At 60.4% G+C, this 15,646-nt stretch carries 18 protein-coding genes; 14 read left to right on the forward strand and 4 right to left on the reverse strand.

Going from position 1 to position 15,646, the window contains the following annotated elements; translation table 11 throughout:
• The first annotated feature begins 43 nt into the window (after nucleotides 1-43).
• Together DM813_RS15680 and DM813_RS15685 are read left to right on the forward strand one after the other, a co-directional pair.
• Entirely contained in the window at nucleotides 44-1,285 is a 1,242-nt protein-coding gene (locus tag DM813_RS15680; RefSeq protein ID WP_206617413.1) for a glutamine synthetase family protein, read from the forward strand.
• Nucleotides 1,286-1,456: 171 nt separating this feature from the next.
• The gene (locus tag DM813_RS15685) at nucleotides 1,457-2,809 is read left to right on the forward strand and encodes an MFS transporter (protein ID WP_128324307.1); all 1,353 of its coding nucleotides are present in this window, start codon (nucleotides 1,457-1,459) and stop codon (nucleotides 2,807-2,809) included.
• Between the two features lie 73 nt (nucleotides 2,810-2,882).
• On the opposite strand, the gene DM813_RS15690 is transcribed toward DM813_RS15685, so the two are convergent.
• The 4 genes from DM813_RS15690 to flgA all read right to left on the reverse strand — a co-directional run bounded on the left by DM813_RS15690 (nucleotide 2,883) and on the right by flgA (nucleotide 5,454).
• Nucleotides 2,883-3,626 (reverse strand): flagellar brake protein, encoded by a 744-nt coding sequence (locus DM813_RS15690; protein ID WP_128324308.1) that lies wholly within the window; start codon nucleotides 3,624-3,626, stop codon nucleotides 2,883-2,885.
• An 80-nt stretch (nucleotides 3,627-3,706) separates the two neighbouring features.
• Complete coding sequence (locus tag DM813_RS15695) at nucleotides 3,707-4,174, reverse strand: flagella synthesis protein FlgN (RefSeq protein WP_128324309.1); 468 nt, start codon at nucleotides 4,172-4,174, stop codon at nucleotides 3,707-3,709.
• 45 nt (nucleotides 4,175-4,219) lie between these two features.
• Nucleotides 4,220-4,534, reverse strand: a complete 315-nt coding sequence (gene flgM, locus DM813_RS15700) for a flagellar biosynthesis anti-sigma factor FlgM (RefSeq protein WP_128324310.1) — start codon at nucleotides 4,532-4,534, stop codon at nucleotides 4,220-4,222.
• A gap of 167 nt (nucleotides 4,535-4,701) precedes the next feature.
• Nucleotides 4,702-5,454, reverse strand: a complete 753-nt coding sequence (gene flgA / locus DM813_RS15705; protein WP_128324311.1) for a flagellar basal body P-ring formation chaperone FlgA — start codon at nucleotides 5,452-5,454, stop codon at nucleotides 4,702-4,704.
• Nucleotides 5,455-5,523: 69 nt separating this feature from the next.
• Here flgA and DM813_RS15710 point away from each other — a divergent pair, with 69 nt between their 5' ends.
• The 12 genes from DM813_RS15710 to flgJ all read left to right on the forward strand — a co-directional run bounded on the left by DM813_RS15710 (nucleotide 5,524) and on the right by flgJ (nucleotide 15,642).
• On the forward strand, nucleotides 5,524-6,453 hold the full coding sequence (locus DM813_RS15710; protein ID WP_128324312.1) for a chemotaxis protein CheV: 930 nt from the start codon (nucleotides 5,524-5,526) through the stop codon (nucleotides 6,451-6,453).
• Between the two features lie 51 nt (nucleotides 6,454-6,504).
• Nucleotides 6,505-7,332 (forward strand): protein-glutamate O-methyltransferase CheR, encoded by an 828-nt coding sequence (cheR, locus tag DM813_RS15715; RefSeq protein ID WP_128324313.1) that lies wholly within the window; start codon nucleotides 6,505-6,507, stop codon nucleotides 7,330-7,332.
• 247 nt (nucleotides 7,333-7,579) lie between these two features.
• Nucleotides 7,580-7,987: a flagellar basal body rod protein FlgB gene (gene flgB / locus DM813_RS15720; RefSeq protein WP_128324314.1), complete on the forward strand. Its 408-nt coding sequence runs from the start codon at nucleotides 7,580-7,582 to the stop codon at nucleotides 7,985-7,987.
• A 3-nt stretch (nucleotides 7,988-7,990) separates the two neighbouring features.
• Nucleotides 7,991-8,434, forward strand: coding sequence for a flagellar basal body rod protein FlgC (gene flgC, locus DM813_RS15725; protein ID WP_128324315.1), 444 nt, complete (start codon nucleotides 7,991-7,993; stop codon nucleotides 8,432-8,434).
• A 15-nt stretch (nucleotides 8,435-8,449) separates the two neighbouring features.
• Nucleotides 8,450-9,178: a flagellar hook assembly protein FlgD gene (gene flgD / locus DM813_RS15730; protein WP_128324316.1), complete on the forward strand. Its 729-nt coding sequence runs from the start codon at nucleotides 8,450-8,452 to the stop codon at nucleotides 9,176-9,178.
• 30 nt (nucleotides 9,179-9,208) lie between these two features.
• Nucleotides 9,209-10,534 (forward strand): flagellar hook protein FlgE, encoded by a 1,326-nt coding sequence (flgE, locus tag DM813_RS15735; protein ID WP_128324317.1) that lies wholly within the window; start codon nucleotides 9,209-9,211, stop codon nucleotides 10,532-10,534.
• Between the two features lie 72 nt (nucleotides 10,535-10,606).
• On the forward strand, nucleotides 10,607-10,795 hold the full coding sequence (locus DM813_RS15740; RefSeq protein WP_128324318.1) for a hypothetical protein: 189 nt from the start codon (nucleotides 10,607-10,609) through the stop codon (nucleotides 10,793-10,795).
• A gap of 190 nt (nucleotides 10,796-10,985) precedes the next feature.
• Nucleotides 10,986-11,726: a flagellar basal-body rod protein FlgF gene (gene flgF, locus DM813_RS15745; protein WP_128324319.1), complete on the forward strand. Its 741-nt coding sequence runs from the start codon at nucleotides 10,986-10,988 to the stop codon at nucleotides 11,724-11,726.
• A gap of 45 nt (nucleotides 11,727-11,771) precedes the next feature.
• A complete protein-coding gene (gene flgG / locus DM813_RS15750; protein ID WP_128324320.1) occupies nucleotides 11,772-12,557 on the forward strand; it encodes a flagellar basal-body rod protein FlgG in 786 nt (261 codons plus the stop codon).
• 54 nt (nucleotides 12,558-12,611) lie between these two features.
• Nucleotides 12,612-13,307: a flagellar basal body L-ring protein FlgH gene (gene flgH, locus DM813_RS15755; RefSeq protein ID WP_128324321.1), complete on the forward strand. Its 696-nt coding sequence runs from the start codon at nucleotides 12,612-12,614 to the stop codon at nucleotides 13,305-13,307.
• A 12-nt stretch (nucleotides 13,308-13,319) separates the two neighbouring features.
• Nucleotides 13,320-14,429, forward strand: coding sequence for a flagellar basal body P-ring protein FlgI (locus tag DM813_RS15760; RefSeq protein ID WP_128324322.1), 1,110 nt, complete (start codon nucleotides 13,320-13,322; stop codon nucleotides 14,427-14,429).
• A 10-nt stretch (nucleotides 14,430-14,439) separates the two neighbouring features.
• On the forward strand, nucleotides 14,440-15,642 hold the full coding sequence (flgJ, locus tag DM813_RS15765) for a flagellar assembly peptidoglycan hydrolase FlgJ (protein WP_128324323.1): 1,203 nt from the start codon (nucleotides 14,440-14,442) through the stop codon (nucleotides 15,640-15,642).
• The last annotated feature ends 4 nt before the right edge of the window (nucleotides 15,643-15,646 follow it).

Raw genomic sequence — 15,646 nt, forward strand, 5'->3', positions numbered from 1 at the left:
GTGCGTAACGCCAGACCTCAATGGCGTACCGCGCGGCAAGGTAATGACCGCTGCGGGATTTCTCGAAGGCCGCCGTTTGCAGATGGCGCGAGGCGTGCTGCTGCAATGCATCATGGGCGGTTACCCCGCTGCGCGTTTCTACGGCAGCGATGATGGCGACCTGGCCCTGGTGGCGGATGCGCAACATATTTATCGCCTGCCCTGGAGCGACGAGCCGCGTGCGCTGGCGATCTGTGATGCGGTCGAACTGAGCGGTATCAGTTCCGGGCTTTCCACCCGTGGTTTGCTCAAGGCAGTGATTGCCCGTTATGCGGCGCGGGGGCTGGCGCCGGTGGTGGCGACCGAGCTCGAGTTCTTTGTCTTTGCCCCCAACACCGACCCCACCCAGCCGTTCCTGCCGCCCGTGGGCAAGGATGGTCGCCGCGAAGAGGGCCACTCGGCGTTCAGTGTCAGCTCCAACAACGGTCTGCGCCCCTTCTTCAATGAAGTCTATCGCTGCATGGAAGCCCTGGGCTTGCCGCGTGACACCTTCATGCATGAAATGGGTGTGAGCCAGTTCGAGATCAACCTGCTGCATGGCGATCCGCTGTTGCTGGCCGACCAGACCCTGCTGTTCAAGCACCTGCTCAAAGAAGTGGCGCTCAAGCATGGCCTCACCGTGGTGTGCATGGCCAAGCCGCTGGCCCACACACCAGGCAGCTCGATGCACATCCATCAAAGCGTGGTGGAGATCGGCAGCGGGCGTAATGTGTTCAGTGATGACGAAGGCAAACCTACACCAGCCTTCTACCATTTCATCGGCGGCCAGCAGGCCTGCATGGCCGACTTCACGGCTCTGTTCGCCCCCAACGTGAACTCCTACCAGCGGCTGTGCCATCCCTACGCCTCGCCCAACAATGCCTGCTGGTCCGAAGACAATCGTGCGGCGGGCCTGCGAATCCCGGCCAGTGCGCCGGTGGCACGCCGGGTGGAAAACCGCCTGCCGGGCGCCGATACCAACCCCTACCTGGCCATTGCCGCCAGCCTGGCGGCAGGCCTGCACGGCATCGAGCAGCAGCTTGAACCGACAGCGTCAATCCAGGGCGAGTTCGAAGTGCCCGATCATTTGAGCCTGCCGTGTACCTTGCATGCGGCCCTCGAGCGTCTGAAGCGCAGTGAGCTGGCGCGCGAACTGTTCGGTAAGGAATTCATCGACGGCTACATCGCTACCAAAACCATGGAGCTGACCAGCTTCTTTGACGAAATCACCCCATGGGAACGTCGCGTTTTGGCAACTCAAGCGTAGTTTTGGCAACGCAGCGATCACTGCGATGGGAGATGATTGAGGCAGGCAGCAGACATTTTTCAATGAAGGTCTGCTGCCTGTTTTTTATGCCTGGCGCCTGCAGCGCCGCTATTTTCACTTATGCTTTCAAGCAGTTTTTCCCACCTGTTCAAGGAGCCGTTAGGGACGCTGATGCGACAGATCTGGAAGTCTTTTCGCGCGCTGTATTTTGCCGCGCTGATGATGTTGATCGGCTCTGGCCTGTTGAGTACCTACCTGGCCTTGCGCCTGACGGCCGACCATGTCGATAGCCTGTGGGTAGGTGCGCTGATGGCGGCCAACTATTTTGGTCTGGCCCTGGGTGGCAAGATCGGTCACCGGCTGATTGCCCGGGTCGGCCATATTCGCGCCTACGCCACCTGTGCCGGCATTGTCGGCGCGGCGGTGCTTGGCCATGGTCTGGTCAGCTGGCTGCCGGCGTGGGTGGTGCTGCGGGTGATCGTCGGCCTGGGGATGATGTGCCAGTACATGGTCATCGAAAGCTGGCTCAACGAGCAAGCCGACGCCAAGCAGCGCGGGATGGTGTTCAGCGGCTACATGATCGCGTCCTACCTGGGGCTGGTGCTCGGTCAGCTGATTCTGGTCGCGCACCCGCAACTGGGGCCTGAGCTGTTGATGCTGGTGGCGATGTGTTTTGCCCTGTGCCTGGTGCCGGTGGCAATGACCCGGCGTATTCACCCGGCACCGCTGCGACCGGCCCCCATGGAGCCGCGCTTCTTTATCAAACGTGTGCCGCAGTCGCTGAGTACAGTGCTCGGCTCGGGGCTGATTGTTGGCTCCTTCTATGGCTTGGCGCCGCTGTATGCGGCCAAGCAGGGCTTGAGCACCGAGTACGTCGGTTTGTTCATGGGCTGCTGCATTTTTGCCGGCCTGGTGGTGCAGTGGCCGCTGGGCTGGCTGTCGGACCGCTATGACCGGGCGCTGCTGATTCGCAGTGTGGCGGTGGGCCTGGCGCTGGCGGCATTGCCGCTGGCGATCATGCCGACGGTGCCGCTGGTTGTGTTGTTTGTTGCCGGGTTTGTGGTGTCGTTGCTGCAGTTCTGCCTGTACCCCTTGGCGGTGGCGTTTTCCAACGACCATGTTGAAAGTGAGCGACGGGTGTCGCTTACCGCCATGTTGCTGGTGACCTACGGTGTCGGCGCCAGTATCGGGCCCTTGGCGGCGGGGGTGCTGATGAAAATGCTGGGCACCCAGATGCTGTATGCCTTCTTCGTGTTCTTTGCCCTGGTGCTGGTCTGGCGGATTCGTCCGAAAGCCGTTACCGGTCTGCATCAGGTTGACGATGCGCCGCTCAATCACGTGGCCATGCCGGCGGCCGGTTCACCGTTGTCGGCAGCGCTCGACCCGCGGGTTGATGAGCAGGTCGTACAGGATCAGATGCAGGCGCCAGTGGCGGCTGAAGACACCGAAGATGACGAGGAAGACGCTGTACCGAAGGAGGAGGGCACCGCTGGCGAGCCGGAGGAGAAGCCGACGCCGGTGTGAGACGCCGCTGGCCCGGCTATGCCGGGCTTCGCGGATAAATCCGCTCCTACAGGTGTGGGAGCAGGCTGTTGGCTCAGTAGTCGTCTTTATCGAAGCGGCGTGCTTCGCGCTGCAGTTGATAGACGAAGGTTTCAATCTTGCGCTGCATCTGCCCGTTCAGGTTGTGAAAGCGCACGCCGGCGAAGGTGGTGTTGAAGCGCTCTTCAAAGTGCAGGTGGCGTAGCTCCACTTCAACCTGGGACAAGCCAAGCGGTGTGCCGGTGGCGAACTTTTCGTACACCTGGCCCAGTTGCAGGCGCTCAGTCACATCGCCTTCGAAGCGCAGCTTGCAGCCGGTGGCCGAGATGTCCAGCAACTTGCCGCGCAGATCGCCATTGCCTTTGAGCTTGTCGCCGTCGAGCTTGATATCAACCAGCTGTGACAACTTCAGTGCGGCGCGAAAGGCGTTGCGACGCTGATGGTAGGCCACTTCGCTCGGCAGGGCGCCGCGATAGCAGCGATGGCCATCGACTTCGCTGATGGTCAGCGACGTGTTGCATTCCCACGCAATACGTACGCCATCATGAAAGCCCTCGACGCGAAACGGCTCGCCATTTTCCAGGAAGCGTTCACCGTCACGGGGGATCATTTCATCGAGCGCCAGGCGATTGCTTTCGCGGTCGACTTCGACCACATAGCTCTGGAAACGCTGGCTGCGTTCATGGAAAGTGATGATCAGCGGGTCATGGCTCTCTTGCAGCGACCGCAAGTTGGCGGCAATTTCCAGAGGCGTGGTAAGCACCTTCGGCGGCTGCGGAGCTTCTGCTTCATTGAACACGGTTAATCAATCTCCAGGCAAAAACGACACACGCAAGTAACGGCATTTTGCCAGTATGTTCTGCGCCTTGATACAGGGAATCAAGCCTGGCTGAGTGCACGCGGCTTGGAAAGGGGGGAGGTCGACCCACGGCTGTCGTAGAGCGAAGGTGCTTCTCCGCCCATGAGGATTCTGATCTGGTTGGCGGTGGTGCTTTGCTGCAGTGTGATGGCGCGGCCATTGCGCTCATTGATTGCCTGGCAATCGGCGAGCATTTTGCCCAGGGTATCGAGTTGCTGCATCAGCAGCTCGCCCAGCGATGACTGGCTGGCCAGTTGTTGTGCACCTTCGCGGTCCGGGCTCAGGCCAAGACCTGCCAGTAACTCACTGCGCCGCCGGCCTTGCTGATCGAGGAGGAGCACCAGCGACTGCTTACGCGCAAGAATGTCTTCAAGCAGCGGCATGTCACGACCGTGCAGGGCAGTTGATTCGGCCTGCAGCAAGTCGAGCAGTTGTTGCGCTGGAGCAAAATCGTCTTCGATCAATTGCAGCAAGGTAGTGTCGTGCATGGCTGGCTCTTTGGTTCAAGCGTCCTGAAGTCAGCGCGCCAGGGGCTAGCGCTGGGCTTCGAAATTTAGCAGTTTGCTGGCGACGCGGTTGCTGTCGACCTGATAGCTGCCGTCGGCGATAGCCTGTTTCAACTCGGCCACACGGGCGCTGTTGACAATCGGCTGGTCGCGCAGCTTATCGCTGACCTTTTGCAACTGCTGTGCCTCTTGGCTGAGGTGTACGGTTTCTCCGCTGGCGCTGCCCTGGGCGACGCTGTCGGCCTTGGTGGCTACGGTGCTGGCAGTGTTTTCCTGGCTGTTGCCAGTACGCACGCCAGTCACTGACGGAGAATTATTCAAACGACTGATGTCGATGACCATGATCAGAAAACCTCTGGGTATATGGACGCTTGCCTTGTTTTCGGCCAACCCGAAAGAAACTTTAGGCGCAATTGCATTGCAGCCGTGAGCGGCACGTCTGGGCTCCCAATGGGACACAGTTTAGGAAAAGCAGTTCCTGATCGCCAGAGTTCTTGCTGATTTAGCGTTTACATGGCCACTTCCACCTGGCCCGGCCCGGTTACCCTGGCCTTGACCACCCGTTTTGAATTGAGGTTGCGCACCCGGATCTGTTCGCTCAGGCCGCCTTTGGCCAGGGCTTCGCCGGGCATGCGCACGCTCAGGCTGCCGCTGCGCGCGGTGATCACCACCTGATCGCCCTTGCGGATCACCTCGGCCTGCTCCAGGTGTTGAGGCGTCAGCACCTGGTCCATGACCGTCGGTCGGATAAGTTTGAGCCCGATCGCCTGGTCCAGGCTGCTCAGGAATCCCTGGTTGAGCGTGCCTACGTCGCGCTCGCGCAGGGCGACGTCCTGCTCACCGACAATGCTTTCGCGCTTGAGCGGGCGGGTAACGGTCACGACATTGCGAAACAGACGTACCTGGGCGGGCACAAACACCGTCCAAGGACCGCTGCCTGCGCAACGCACCCTGACGGTAACCCGGCCCAGAGGCTGCGCAGGGCTTTCCAGGCTGGCGTCCAGTTGGCGGTCACACAGGGGCATGCGCAGGCGCGGGTCAAGGGTGTTGACCTGGATTTCATAACGTCCTTCGGTCTGGCTGCTGGCCAGGTAATCTTCGACGGTGAATTCAAGAAACCCTTGGGTGACACCGATAAGCTGTTCAGGCAAGGTGAAAGAATCAGCCAAGGGGCGGGTGCCTGGCATCAACAGGCACAGCGCAGCAAGGAAGCCAGGCAGAAGGCAGGTCAGGCGTCGGAAAAATGTCGTTTTCGTGTTCATACGATTAAAAAAAGCAAAGCGCGTGCCGACTGGGTACGTAGCCTGTAGCGTTTGGTGAAGGAGTCTGGCATGGCTGGTGTAATGGATTCGGTTAACCAGCGCACGCAATTGGTTGGACAGAATCGCCTGGAGTTGCTGTTGTTTCGCCTCAATGGTGATCAGCTCTACGGGATCAACGTGTTCAAGGTGCGGGAAGTGCTGCAATGCCCACCCCTGACCGTGTTGCCAAAGTCCAACCCGGTAGTGCGCGGTGTGGCGAATATTCGTGGGGCAACCATCCCGATCCTGGATCTTGCGATGGCGACCGGGATGCCCGGTCTGCGTGAAGAAACAAGCAACAGTTTCGTGATCATCACCGAGTACAACACCAAGACCCAGGGTTTTCTGGTGCACTCGGTGGAACGCATCGTCAACATGAACTGGGAAGAGATCCATCCGCCACCCAAGGGGACCGGTCGCGATCACTACCTGACGGCGGTGACGCGCGTCGACAACAAGATGGTCGAGATCATCGACGTGGAGAAGATCCTCGCCGAAGTCGCGCCGACCTCCGAGTCCATCTCGGCCGGTGTGGTGGATGCCGAGGTGCAGGACAAGGCAGTGTTGCTGCGGGTGCTGACCGTCGACGATTCGTCGGTGGCGCGCAAGCAGGTCAGCCGTTGCCTGCAAACCGTCGGGGTCGAAGTGGTGGCGCTCAATGATGGCCGTCAGGCGCTCGATTACCTGCGCAAGCTGGTGGATGAGGGCAAGCGTCCGGAAGACGAGTTCCTGATGATGATCTCCGATATCGAGATGCCGGAGATGGATGGCTACACCCTGACCGCCGAGATTCGCAACGACCCGCGCATGCAAAAGCTGCATATCATCCTGCATACTTCGCTTTCCGGAGTGTTCAACCAGGCGATGGTCAAGAAGGTCGGGGCAGATGACTTCCTGGCCAAATTCAAGCCAGACGACCTCGCCCAGCGCGTTGTCGATCGCATCAAGGCTACGCACTAACGGCCAGGGGTCCAGCCCCTGGCGGTTCACACGATTTAAGAGGCGGCATCATTGTCTACGGGTAATTTGGATTTCGAACAGTTCCGGGTCTTCCTGGAAAAAGCCTGTGGCATCCTGCTGGGCGAAAATAAGCAGTACCTGGTCTCCAGCCGTCTCAACAAGCTGATGGAGCAGCAGGGTATCAAGTCCCTGACAGAGCTGGTGCAGCGCATTCAGAGCCAGCCGCGCAGTGGCTTGCGTGAGCAGGTGGTGGATGCCATGACCACCAACGAGACACTCTGGTTTCGCGATACCTATCCCTTCGAAGTGCTGAAGAACAAGGTGTTGCCCGAGCAGATCAAGGCCAACCCCGGGCAGCGCCTGCGTATCTGGTCGGCGGCCTGTTCCTCGGGGCAGGAGCCGTACTCGATCTCCATGGCAATTGATGAATTCGAGCGCAGCAATATTGGCCAGTTGAAGATGGGGGCACAGATTGTTGCCACCGATTTGTCCGGGTCCATGCTCACCAACTGCAAGAGTGGCGAATACGACAGCCTGGCGATTGCCCGTGGTTTGTCCCAGGAGCGCCTGCAGCGTTATTTTGACGTGAAGGCGCCAGGGCGTTGGGCGGTCAAGGCACCGATTCGCAGCCGTGTGGAGTTTCGCTCGTTCAACCTGCTCGACAGCTACGCAAGCCTGGGCAAGTTCGACATCGTGTTCTGCCGCAACGTGCTGATCTACTTCTCGGCGCAGGTCAAGAAAGACATCCTGCTGCGCATTCACAGCACGCTCAAGCCGGGTGGCTACCTGTTCCTCGGGGCATCAGAGGCGCTCAATGGTCTGCCTGATCATTACCAGATGGTTCAGTGCAGCCCGGGAATCATCTATCAGGCCAAATAAGCGGCAAGCAGCCTGCTGAAAGCGGCAACTTACACGCTGATCGCGGTGGGCTTTTCTTGCCGCTTGCAGCGTCTGACTTGCCGCTTTTTTTTGCCACTTTGCTGGCGGCAGCGGAAATCCTTTGCCGCTTTTCTGGCATTGCCGCCAGTGGCAAATCCTTCAGGGCCCCGTATTTGCGGGGTTTTGTTTTTTGGCATGGCTCTTGCTCTAGCTCAGTCAACGAAAAACCTTCGAAGGTTTCCCCGACATGAGCATCAGCTTCGACAAAGCGCTCGGCATTCACGAAAAGGCACTGGGCTTCCGCGCTCAGCGTGCTGAAGTGCTGGCCAACAACATCGCCAACGCCGACACGCCCAACTACAAGGCGCGCGACATGGATTTCGCTTCGGTGCTGGCTGCCGAGAGCGAAAAAACCAAGACCGGCCGCTTTGCGCTGGATCGCACCAACACCCGGCATATCGATGCCGAGGGGCTGGCCATGGCCGACGACACCTTGCAGTACCGCACGCCGATGCAGCCGTCGATCGACCAGAACACCGTCGATGCCCAGCTCGAGCAATCGAGCTATGCGGAAAACGCCGTGGGTTTCCAGGCCAGCTTTACGCTGCTCAACAGTAAATTCAAAGGGCTGGTATCGGCCCTGCGCGGAGAGTAAGTCATGTCCCTCGCCAGTGTCTTCAACATTGCCGGTAGCGGCATGAGTGCGCAAACCACGCGCCTGAATACCGTCGCTTCGAACATTGCCAACGCCGAGACCGTGTCGTCGAGCATCGATCAAACCTACCGTGCCCGTCATCCGGTGTTTGCCACGACGTTCCAGAACGCCCAGGCCGGTGTCAGCCAGTCGCTGTTCCAGGACCAGGATGCCGCCGGACAGGGTGTGCAAGTGCTGGGTGTGGTGGAGGACCAGAGCAATCTGGAGGCGCGCTACGAGCCGAATCATCCGGCGGCGAACAAGGACGGCTACGTCTACTACCCGAACGTCAATGTGGTCGAGGAGATGGCGGACATGATTTCTGCCAGCCGCTCGTTCCAGACCAATGCCGAGTTGATGAACACGGCCAAGACCATGATGCAGAAGGTCCTGACCCTGGGTCAGTGATAAAGGACGAAGCCAATGGCAAGCGTTAACGACACCACCGCCGGGGTCAACCTGAACGACGTCCTCAAGGCGTCGGCCAAGACCTCTACGACCGGCACCTCCACCGGGGTTGCCTCGGCAACCAACAGTGCCACGGGCAACCAGACCCTGGGCAAGGATGCGTTCCTGCAGTTGCTGGTTACCCAGATGCGTAACCAGAATCCGCTCGATCCGCAGGACAACAGTGAGTTCGTGGCCCAGCTGGCGCAGTTCAGCAGCCTGGAAGGAATTACCTCGCTGAACGAGTCGGTGACGGCAATTTCCGGCAACTACAAATCGTCGCAAGCGCTGCAGGCGTCTTCGCTGGTCGGTCGCTCGGTGATTGCCCAGACGGACAAGGCGGTGGTCGATACCACCAAGAGCTTCAACGGTTCGGTGGTTGTGCCGCAATCGCTGAGCAACGCCACCGTCACCATCACCGACAAGGATGGCAAGGTGGTCAAGACCATCGAGCTGGGTGAGCAGGCAGCCGGCAACGCGGCCTTCGTCTGGGACGGCACCAACGATGCAGGCGAGAAGGTTGATCCGGGTACCTACACCTTCGGCGCCAAAACCACCATCGATGGCAAGCAGCTGGACATGTACACCATGCTGCCTGCCACGGTCAGCAGCGTAACGATCAGTCAGACCGGCGGCGAGATGATGCTCAATCTTGCCGGCCTGGGCAGCATCGCCCTGTCCAAAGTCCAAACCATCGGTATATAGAGCCGGCTAACGCGGCACAAGGAGTGAAAGATGTCATTCAATATCGGCCTTAGCGGTCTCTATGCAGCCAACAAACAACTGGACGTGACCGGCAACAACATCGCCAACGTTGCGACCACCGGCTTCAAATCGTCGCGCGCGGAATTCGCCGACGTCTATTCGGCCAACAAACTGGGTGTCGGCTCGCAGAGCGTCGGCAACGGCGTGCGCCTGGCCTCGGTTTCCCAGCAGTTCACCAACGGTGAAATCACCAACACCGGCAACGTGCTGGACATGGGTATCCAGGGGCAGGGCTTTTTTGTCCTGAGCGACAACGGCTCGCTCAGCTACACCCGCGCCGGTGCCTTCCAGACCAACAAGGACAACTACGTAGTGACGGCCGATGGCCTGCGTCTGCGTGGTTACGGTGTGGATGAAAACGGCAAGATCGTCAACGGCGTGTTGACCGACCTGAAGATCGATACCTCGGCGCTGGCGCCGAAGTCCACGACTTCGATCGATCAGGGCATCAACCTGAACTCGTCGGACAAGGTCATTGCGGGTACGGTGACATTCGACCCAAGCGATGACTCCACCTGGAACAAGACCTTCGCCACCAAGATCTATGACAGCCAGGGTAACGAGCACGTCATGGATCAGTACTACGTGAAGACCGACACCAACGAGTGGAAGTCCTACACCCTGATCGATGGTCGCAATCCGCTCGATCCGACCCAGGAGCCACCGCAGGCACTGGAAGGTACCATTACCTTCAAGCCTGACGGCAGCGTCGACACTATGACTGCCGGCGCGGCAGGTTCTGGCTACGAGGTAGTGAACAAGGTCTTCAAGCTGACCGGCTGGATCCCGGCTACCGTCACTGATGCCACTACCACACCGCCAACCTGGGGTAACAACGGTTCCGAGGCCAACGCTGGCGGCATCGCCATCGACATGACTGCGACCACCTCGTACAACACCCCGACCACGCGCCTGTCGCAAAGCCAGGACGGTTATGCCACCGGTATCCTGTCGAGCCTGAGCATCGACTCCAGCGGTGTGATGTTCGCCAGCTTCAGCAACCAGCAGTCTCGCGCCATTGGCCAGGTGGCCGTTGCCTCGTTCGCCAACGAGCAGGGTCTGCAGCCAATGGGCGGTACCCGCTGGACCGAAACCTACGCCTCGGGCATTCCGGGTATCGACGCGCCGAAAACCGGGACCCTGGGCTCGATCGCTTCCAACTCGCTGGAAGCATCCAACGTCAACCTGACCAACGAACTGGTCGAGTTGATCAAGGCGCAGAGCAACTACCAGGCAAACGCCAAAACCATCTCGACCCAGAGCACTATCATGCAGACCATCATTCAGATGACCTGATGCGGTTGTGATGCGTTAGCAGTGGACGGACCCCTTTCTCGAAAGGGGTCTTTCATTTCAGAGGGACTGATCATGTGGCGACGATGGTTGTTGGGCGTGTGTGCCGCACTGCTGGTAACCGCGGTGAGGGCGGACGCTGCCGCCTGGTATCGCTGGGAGAGCCAGGCTGACGGGCGTCTGGTGTGCGCACAGTTTTCGCCGGGCGAAGGCTGGAAACGTTTTGCCGGTCCCTTCAACAATGCGGCATGCCGCGCCTATTGAGTGTTGCCGCTAGCGGCAAGCTGGCGCCGTAATTTCGACGGCGCTTCTTTTCTTCTTGTCCTTGCATGGCGCTCGGGCCCTTGTGTGGCGGGACTTTGCGCTGCTGGCGCAAAGTTGGTTTGAAACTTGCTTAAAGCACTGCAAAGCAGCGGCGAACGGCAAGTGTTCGCCAGCGCAGGGGAGGAATACTGTGGACAAGATGCTGTACGTGGCCATGACCGGGGCCAGCCAGAACGCGCTGGCGCAAAAGGCACATGCCAACAACCTGGCAAACATTTCCACCACCGGCTTTCAGCGCGACCTGGAGCAGGCGCGTTCGATGCCTGTGTTCGGTGACAGCTTTCCGGCGCGTGCCTATGCCATGACCGAGCGCCCGGCGACGGACTTCTCGCCAGGCTCGATGCAGGAAACCGGTCGTGATCTGGACGTGGCCATTGGTGGCGACGGTTTTATCGCCGTGCAGGCGCCGGATGGCAGTGAAGCCTACGTGCGCACCGCAAGCATGAACATTGACGCCCTGGGTGTGCTGCGTGCCGGCAACGGCATGCCGGTGATGGGCAATGGCGGACCGATTGCGGTGCCGCCGGAGCAGAAGATCGAGGTCGGTGAAGACGGCACGATCAGCATCCGTGCCATGGGCGAGGGGCCGCGGGTGATGGCTGAAGTCGACCGCATCAAGATGGTCAACCCAGACCTGAAAACCATGACCAAAGGCCTTGATGGCCTGATCCACACCACCAATGGTCAACCGGCTGCGGCCGATGCCGACGTCAAGCTGGTGTCGGGTTTTCTGGAAACCAGCAACGTCAATGCGGTCGAGGAAATGACCTCGGTACTGGCACTGTCCCGTCAATTCGAACTGCACATCAAAATGATGACCACGGCCAAGGAAGGCGATGAAGCCATGGCTCGGGTTTTGCAAATCGGCTAATTACACAGACGTAGCGCCGTAAAACAGGCGCGCGAGGAGAACAGCATGCTTCCGGCTCTTTGGGTCAGTAAAACAGGCTTGTCCGCCCAGGACATGAACCTGACCACCATTTCCAACAACCTGGCCAACGTTTCGACCACCGGCTTCAAACGTGATCGTGCCGAGTTCCAGGACCTGCTGTACCAGACCCGTCGCCAGGCAGGCGCCCAGTCGACCCAGGACAGCGAGCTGCCTTCGGGCCTGCAGCTGGGTACCGGTGTACGCATTGTCGGCACCCAGAAAAGCTTCACCGCCGGTAGTCTGCAGACCACCGAGAACCCGCTGGACATGGCCCTCGATGGCCGCGGTTTCTTCCAGATCCTGCAGCCGGATGGCACGGTCTCCTACACCCGTGACGGTACCTTTCACCTGAACTCCGACGGTCAGATCGTCACCGCCAGCGGCTTTGCCCTGGAGCCGGCGATTGTGGTGCCGCCGGAGGCGCAAACCTTCACTGTCGGCCGTGACGGCACCGTGTCGATCACCACCGCTGGCAACCCGGCATCGCAGGTCATCGGCAACATCCAGACCGCAGACTTCATCAACCCGGCCGGCCTGCAGGCCGTGGGTGGCAACCTGTTCCTGGAAACCGCCGCCAGTGGCGCGCCGCAAGTCGGTACCCCGGGGCTGAACGGCTTTGGTGTGGTGCAGCAGCAGACCCTGGAAAACTCTAACGTCAGCACCGTGGAAGAACTGGTCAACATGATCACCACCCAGCGTGCCTACGAAATGAACTCCAAGGTCATTTCCACCGCCGACCAGATGCTCTCGTTCGTTACCCAGAACCTGTAAGTGAAGTCTTCGAGGTCGCTTTAACAGCGCCTGTTACACCGTGAGGTCAGAGTCATGAGTCGTCTGTTTTCCGTACTTGCCCTGAGTGGGATCGCTGTGCTGGCCGGCTGCGTTGCGCCGACACCCAAGCCCAACGATCCGTACTACGCGCCGGTATTGCCGCGTACACCACTGCCGGCCGCGGCCAACAACGGTTCGATCTACCAGGCGGGTTTCGATCAGAACCTGTACAGCGACCGCAAGGCATTCCGGGTCGGTGACATCATCACCATCACCCTGAATGAGAGGACCTCGGCGAGCAAGAACGCCAACTCGCAGATCGACAAGAACAGCACCGCCGATATCGGCTTGAGCTCGTTGTTTGGCTCGTCCGCCACCACCAACAACCCGTTTGGCAGTGGCGACCTGAGCCTGAGTGCCGGCTACAGCGGCGACCGCTCGACCAAGGGTGACAGCAAGGCTGCGCAGGGCAACACGTTGACCGGTTCAATTACCGTGACCGTTGCCGATGTGCTGCCCAACGGCATCATCGCCGTGCGTGGCGAGAAGTGGCTGACCCTCAACACCGGTGACGAACTGGTGCGTATCGCCGGCATGATCCGCGCCGACGACATTGCAACGGACAATACCGTACCGTCGACCCGGGTCGCCGATGCACGCATCACTTATTCGGGAACCGGCTCGTTTGCCGATGCCAGCCAGCCGGGTTGGCTCGACCGTTTCTTCCTCAGCCCGCTTTGGCCTTTCTAGGTTCGGATGACCATGTTCAACTACAAGCAGCTGATCGCCGCCGCGCTTCTGATGTCTGCCGCCTTCGCCGCACAGGCTGAGCGCCTGAAGGACATCGCCAGCATTTCCGGCGTGCGCAGTAACCAGCTGATCGGCTACGGCCTGGTGGTGGGGCTCAACGGTACGGGTGACCAGACCACCCAGACCCCGTTCACCCTGCAGACCTTCAACAACATGCTGTCGCAGTTCGGCATCAAGGTGCCGGCGGGTTCGGGCAACGTGCAGCTAAAGAACGTCGCGGCGGTGTCGGTGCATGCCGATCTGCCTGCGTTCGCCAAGCCGGGGCAGGTGGTGGATATCACCGTGTCGTCGATCGGTAACTCCAAGAGCCTGCGCGGTGGCAGCCTGTTGATGACGCCGCTCAAGGGTATCGACGGCAATGTCTATGCAATCGCCCAGGGTAACCTGGTGGTCGGCGGTTTTGACGCTGAAGGGCGCGATGGCTCGAAGATCACCGTCAACGTCCCCTCGGCCGGTCGCATCCCGGGTGGTGCGTCGGTAGAGCGTGCCGTGCCCAGCGGTTTCAACCAGGGCAACAGCCTGACCCTGAACCTCAATCGTCCGGACTTCACCACCGCCAAGCGTATCGTCGACAAGGTCAACGAACTGCTCGGCCCGGGTGTGGCGCAAGCGGTGGATGGTGGCTCGGTGCGGGTGACAGCGCCGCTTGATCCAAGCCAGCGCGTCGACTACCTGTCGATCCTCGAGAACCTCGAGATCGATCCTGGTCAGGCAGTGGCCAAGGTCATCATCAACTCGCGTACCGGCACCATCGTCATCGGCCAGAACGTCAAGGTTTCGCCTGCTGCCGTCACTCACGGCAGCCTGACCGTGACCATCACCGAAGACCCGATCGTCAGCCAGCCGGGGCCGTTCTCCAATGGCCAGACCGCTGTGGTGCCACGCTCGCGGGTCAACGCCGAGCAGGAAGCCAAACCGATGTTCAAGTTTGGCCCGGGCACCACCCTGGATGAAATCGTCCGTGCGGTGAATCAGGTGGGTGCAGCGCCCAGTGACCTGATGGCGATTCTCGAAGCCCTGAAACAGGCCGGTGCCCTGCAAGCCGACCTGATCGTGATCTGAGGCCTGACCAATGGATATGCCCAAGCATGCAGTTGCCTCCGCGGCTGACAGCGGTGCCTACACCGACCTCAACCGCCTCAGCTCGCTGAAGGTCGGTGATCGCGACAGCGAAGCCAACCTGCGCAAGGTGGCCCAGGAATTCGAGTCGCTGTTTCTCAACGAGATGCTCAAGTCGATGCGCTCGGCCAGCGATGTGCTGGCCAAGGACAACCCGCTCAATACCGAGACCACCAAGCAGTACCAGCAGATGTATGACCAGCAGTTGGCGGTGAGCATGTCGCGCGAGGGCGGTGGTATCGGTTTGCAGGACGTGCTGATGCGTCAGCTGTCCAAGCAGAAGGCCGCCCCGGCAGGCAATACCAGCCCGTTCCCGCGCTTCGATGTGCAGGCGCGTCCCTTGGGTGCCGTGGCAGTCGGGGTGGCCGAGCGACCACAGGAAACCGCGGTCACGCGCAATGATGTGGCGGCGCTCAATTCGCGTCGCCTGGCATTGCCTGGCAAGCTTACCGATCGCTTGCTGGCGGGCCTGGTGCCTGCCGCAGGCGGTGTGGCGGCAACCACCAATACCGCGCCGATTCCCGGGCGCTCGACCCAGGTCGGCGATGCCGTGGTCAAGGGCGACTGGCAGCCGGCTCAGGCCTTTGCCGCACCTGGCAGTCTACGCATCTACGGTCGCGCCATGGCCCAGCCACCGCTGGCGCCGGCCAAGCGTGCCTTCGCGTCTTCAGATGACTTTGTCGCCACCATGCTGCCGATGGCCGAGCAGGCCGCCAAGCGCATCGGTATCGATCCGCGTTACCTGGTGGCCCAGGCCGCCCTCGAAACCGGTTGGGGCAAGTCGGTCATGCGCCAGGCCGATGGCCGCAGCAGCCACAACCTGTTCGGCATCAAGGCTACGGGTAACTGGCAAGGCGAAGAGGCGCGGGCGATCACCAGCGAGTACCGCGATGGCCAGTTCGTCAAAGAGACGGCGGCGTTCCGTTCCTACGACTCCTACCAGGACAGCTTCCACGACCTGGTGAGCCTGTTGCAAAACAACGCGCGCTATAAAGATGCGGTCAAGGCTGCCGATAAACCGGAACAGTTTGTACGCGAGCTGCAGCGGGCCGGTTACGCAACCGACCCGGATTACGCGAGCAAGATCTCGCAGATCGCCAAGCAGATGAAGTCCTACGAAAGCTACGCAGCGATTGGCACCACTACGCAACTATAAGGTT

It is taken from the genome of Pseudomonas alkylphenolica (assembly GCF_004025535.1).
Taxonomy (GTDB): domain Bacteria; phylum Pseudomonadota; class Gammaproteobacteria; order Pseudomonadales; family Pseudomonadaceae; genus Aquipseudomonas; species Aquipseudomonas alkylphenolica_A.

Excerpts from the sequence above, each read along its gene's own strand:
- DM813_RS15680 (WP_206617413.1), top strand. The coding sequence starts at position 44 with ATGACCGCTGCGGGATTTCTCGAAGGCCGCCGTTTGCAGATGGCGCGA.
- DM813_RS15685 (WP_128324307.1), top strand. The coding sequence starts at position 1,457 with ATGCGACAGATCTGGAAGTCTTTTCGCGCGCTGTATTTTGCCGCGCTG.
- DM813_RS15695 (WP_128324309.1), bottom strand. The coding sequence starts at position 4,174 with ATGCACGACACTACCTTGCTGCAATTGATCGAAGACGATTTTGCTCCA.
- flgM (WP_128324310.1), bottom strand. The coding sequence starts at position 4,534 with ATGGTCATCGACATCAGTCGTTTGAATAATTCTCCGTCAGTGACTGGC.
- flgA (WP_128324311.1), bottom strand. The coding sequence starts at position 5,454 with ATGAACACGAAAACGACATTTTTCCGACGCCTGACCTGCCTTCTGCCT.
- DM813_RS15710 (WP_128324312.1), top strand. The coding sequence starts at position 5,524 with ATGGCTGGTGTAATGGATTCGGTTAACCAGCGCACGCAATTGGTTGGA.
- flgB (WP_128324314.1), top strand. The coding sequence starts at position 7,580 with ATGAGCATCAGCTTCGACAAAGCGCTCGGCATTCACGAAAAGGCACTG.
- flgC (WP_128324315.1), top strand. The coding sequence starts at position 7,991 with ATGTCCCTCGCCAGTGTCTTCAACATTGCCGGTAGCGGCATGAGTGCG.
- flgD (WP_128324316.1), top strand. The coding sequence starts at position 8,450 with ATGGCAAGCGTTAACGACACCACCGCCGGGGTCAACCTGAACGACGTC.
- flgE (WP_128324317.1), top strand. The coding sequence starts at position 9,209 with ATGTCATTCAATATCGGCCTTAGCGGTCTCTATGCAGCCAACAAACAA.
- DM813_RS15740 (WP_128324318.1), top strand. The coding sequence starts at position 10,607 with ATGTGGCGACGATGGTTGTTGGGCGTGTGTGCCGCACTGCTGGTAACC.
- flgG (WP_128324320.1), top strand. The coding sequence starts at position 11,772 with ATGCTTCCGGCTCTTTGGGTCAGTAAAACAGGCTTGTCCGCCCAGGAC.
- flgH (WP_128324321.1), top strand. The coding sequence starts at position 12,612 with ATGAGTCGTCTGTTTTCCGTACTTGCCCTGAGTGGGATCGCTGTGCTG.
- DM813_RS15760 (WP_128324322.1), top strand. The coding sequence starts at position 13,320 with ATGTTCAACTACAAGCAGCTGATCGCCGCCGCGCTTCTGATGTCTGCC.
- flgJ (WP_128324323.1), top strand. The coding sequence starts at position 14,440 with ATGGATATGCCCAAGCATGCAGTTGCCTCCGCGGCTGACAGCGGTGCC.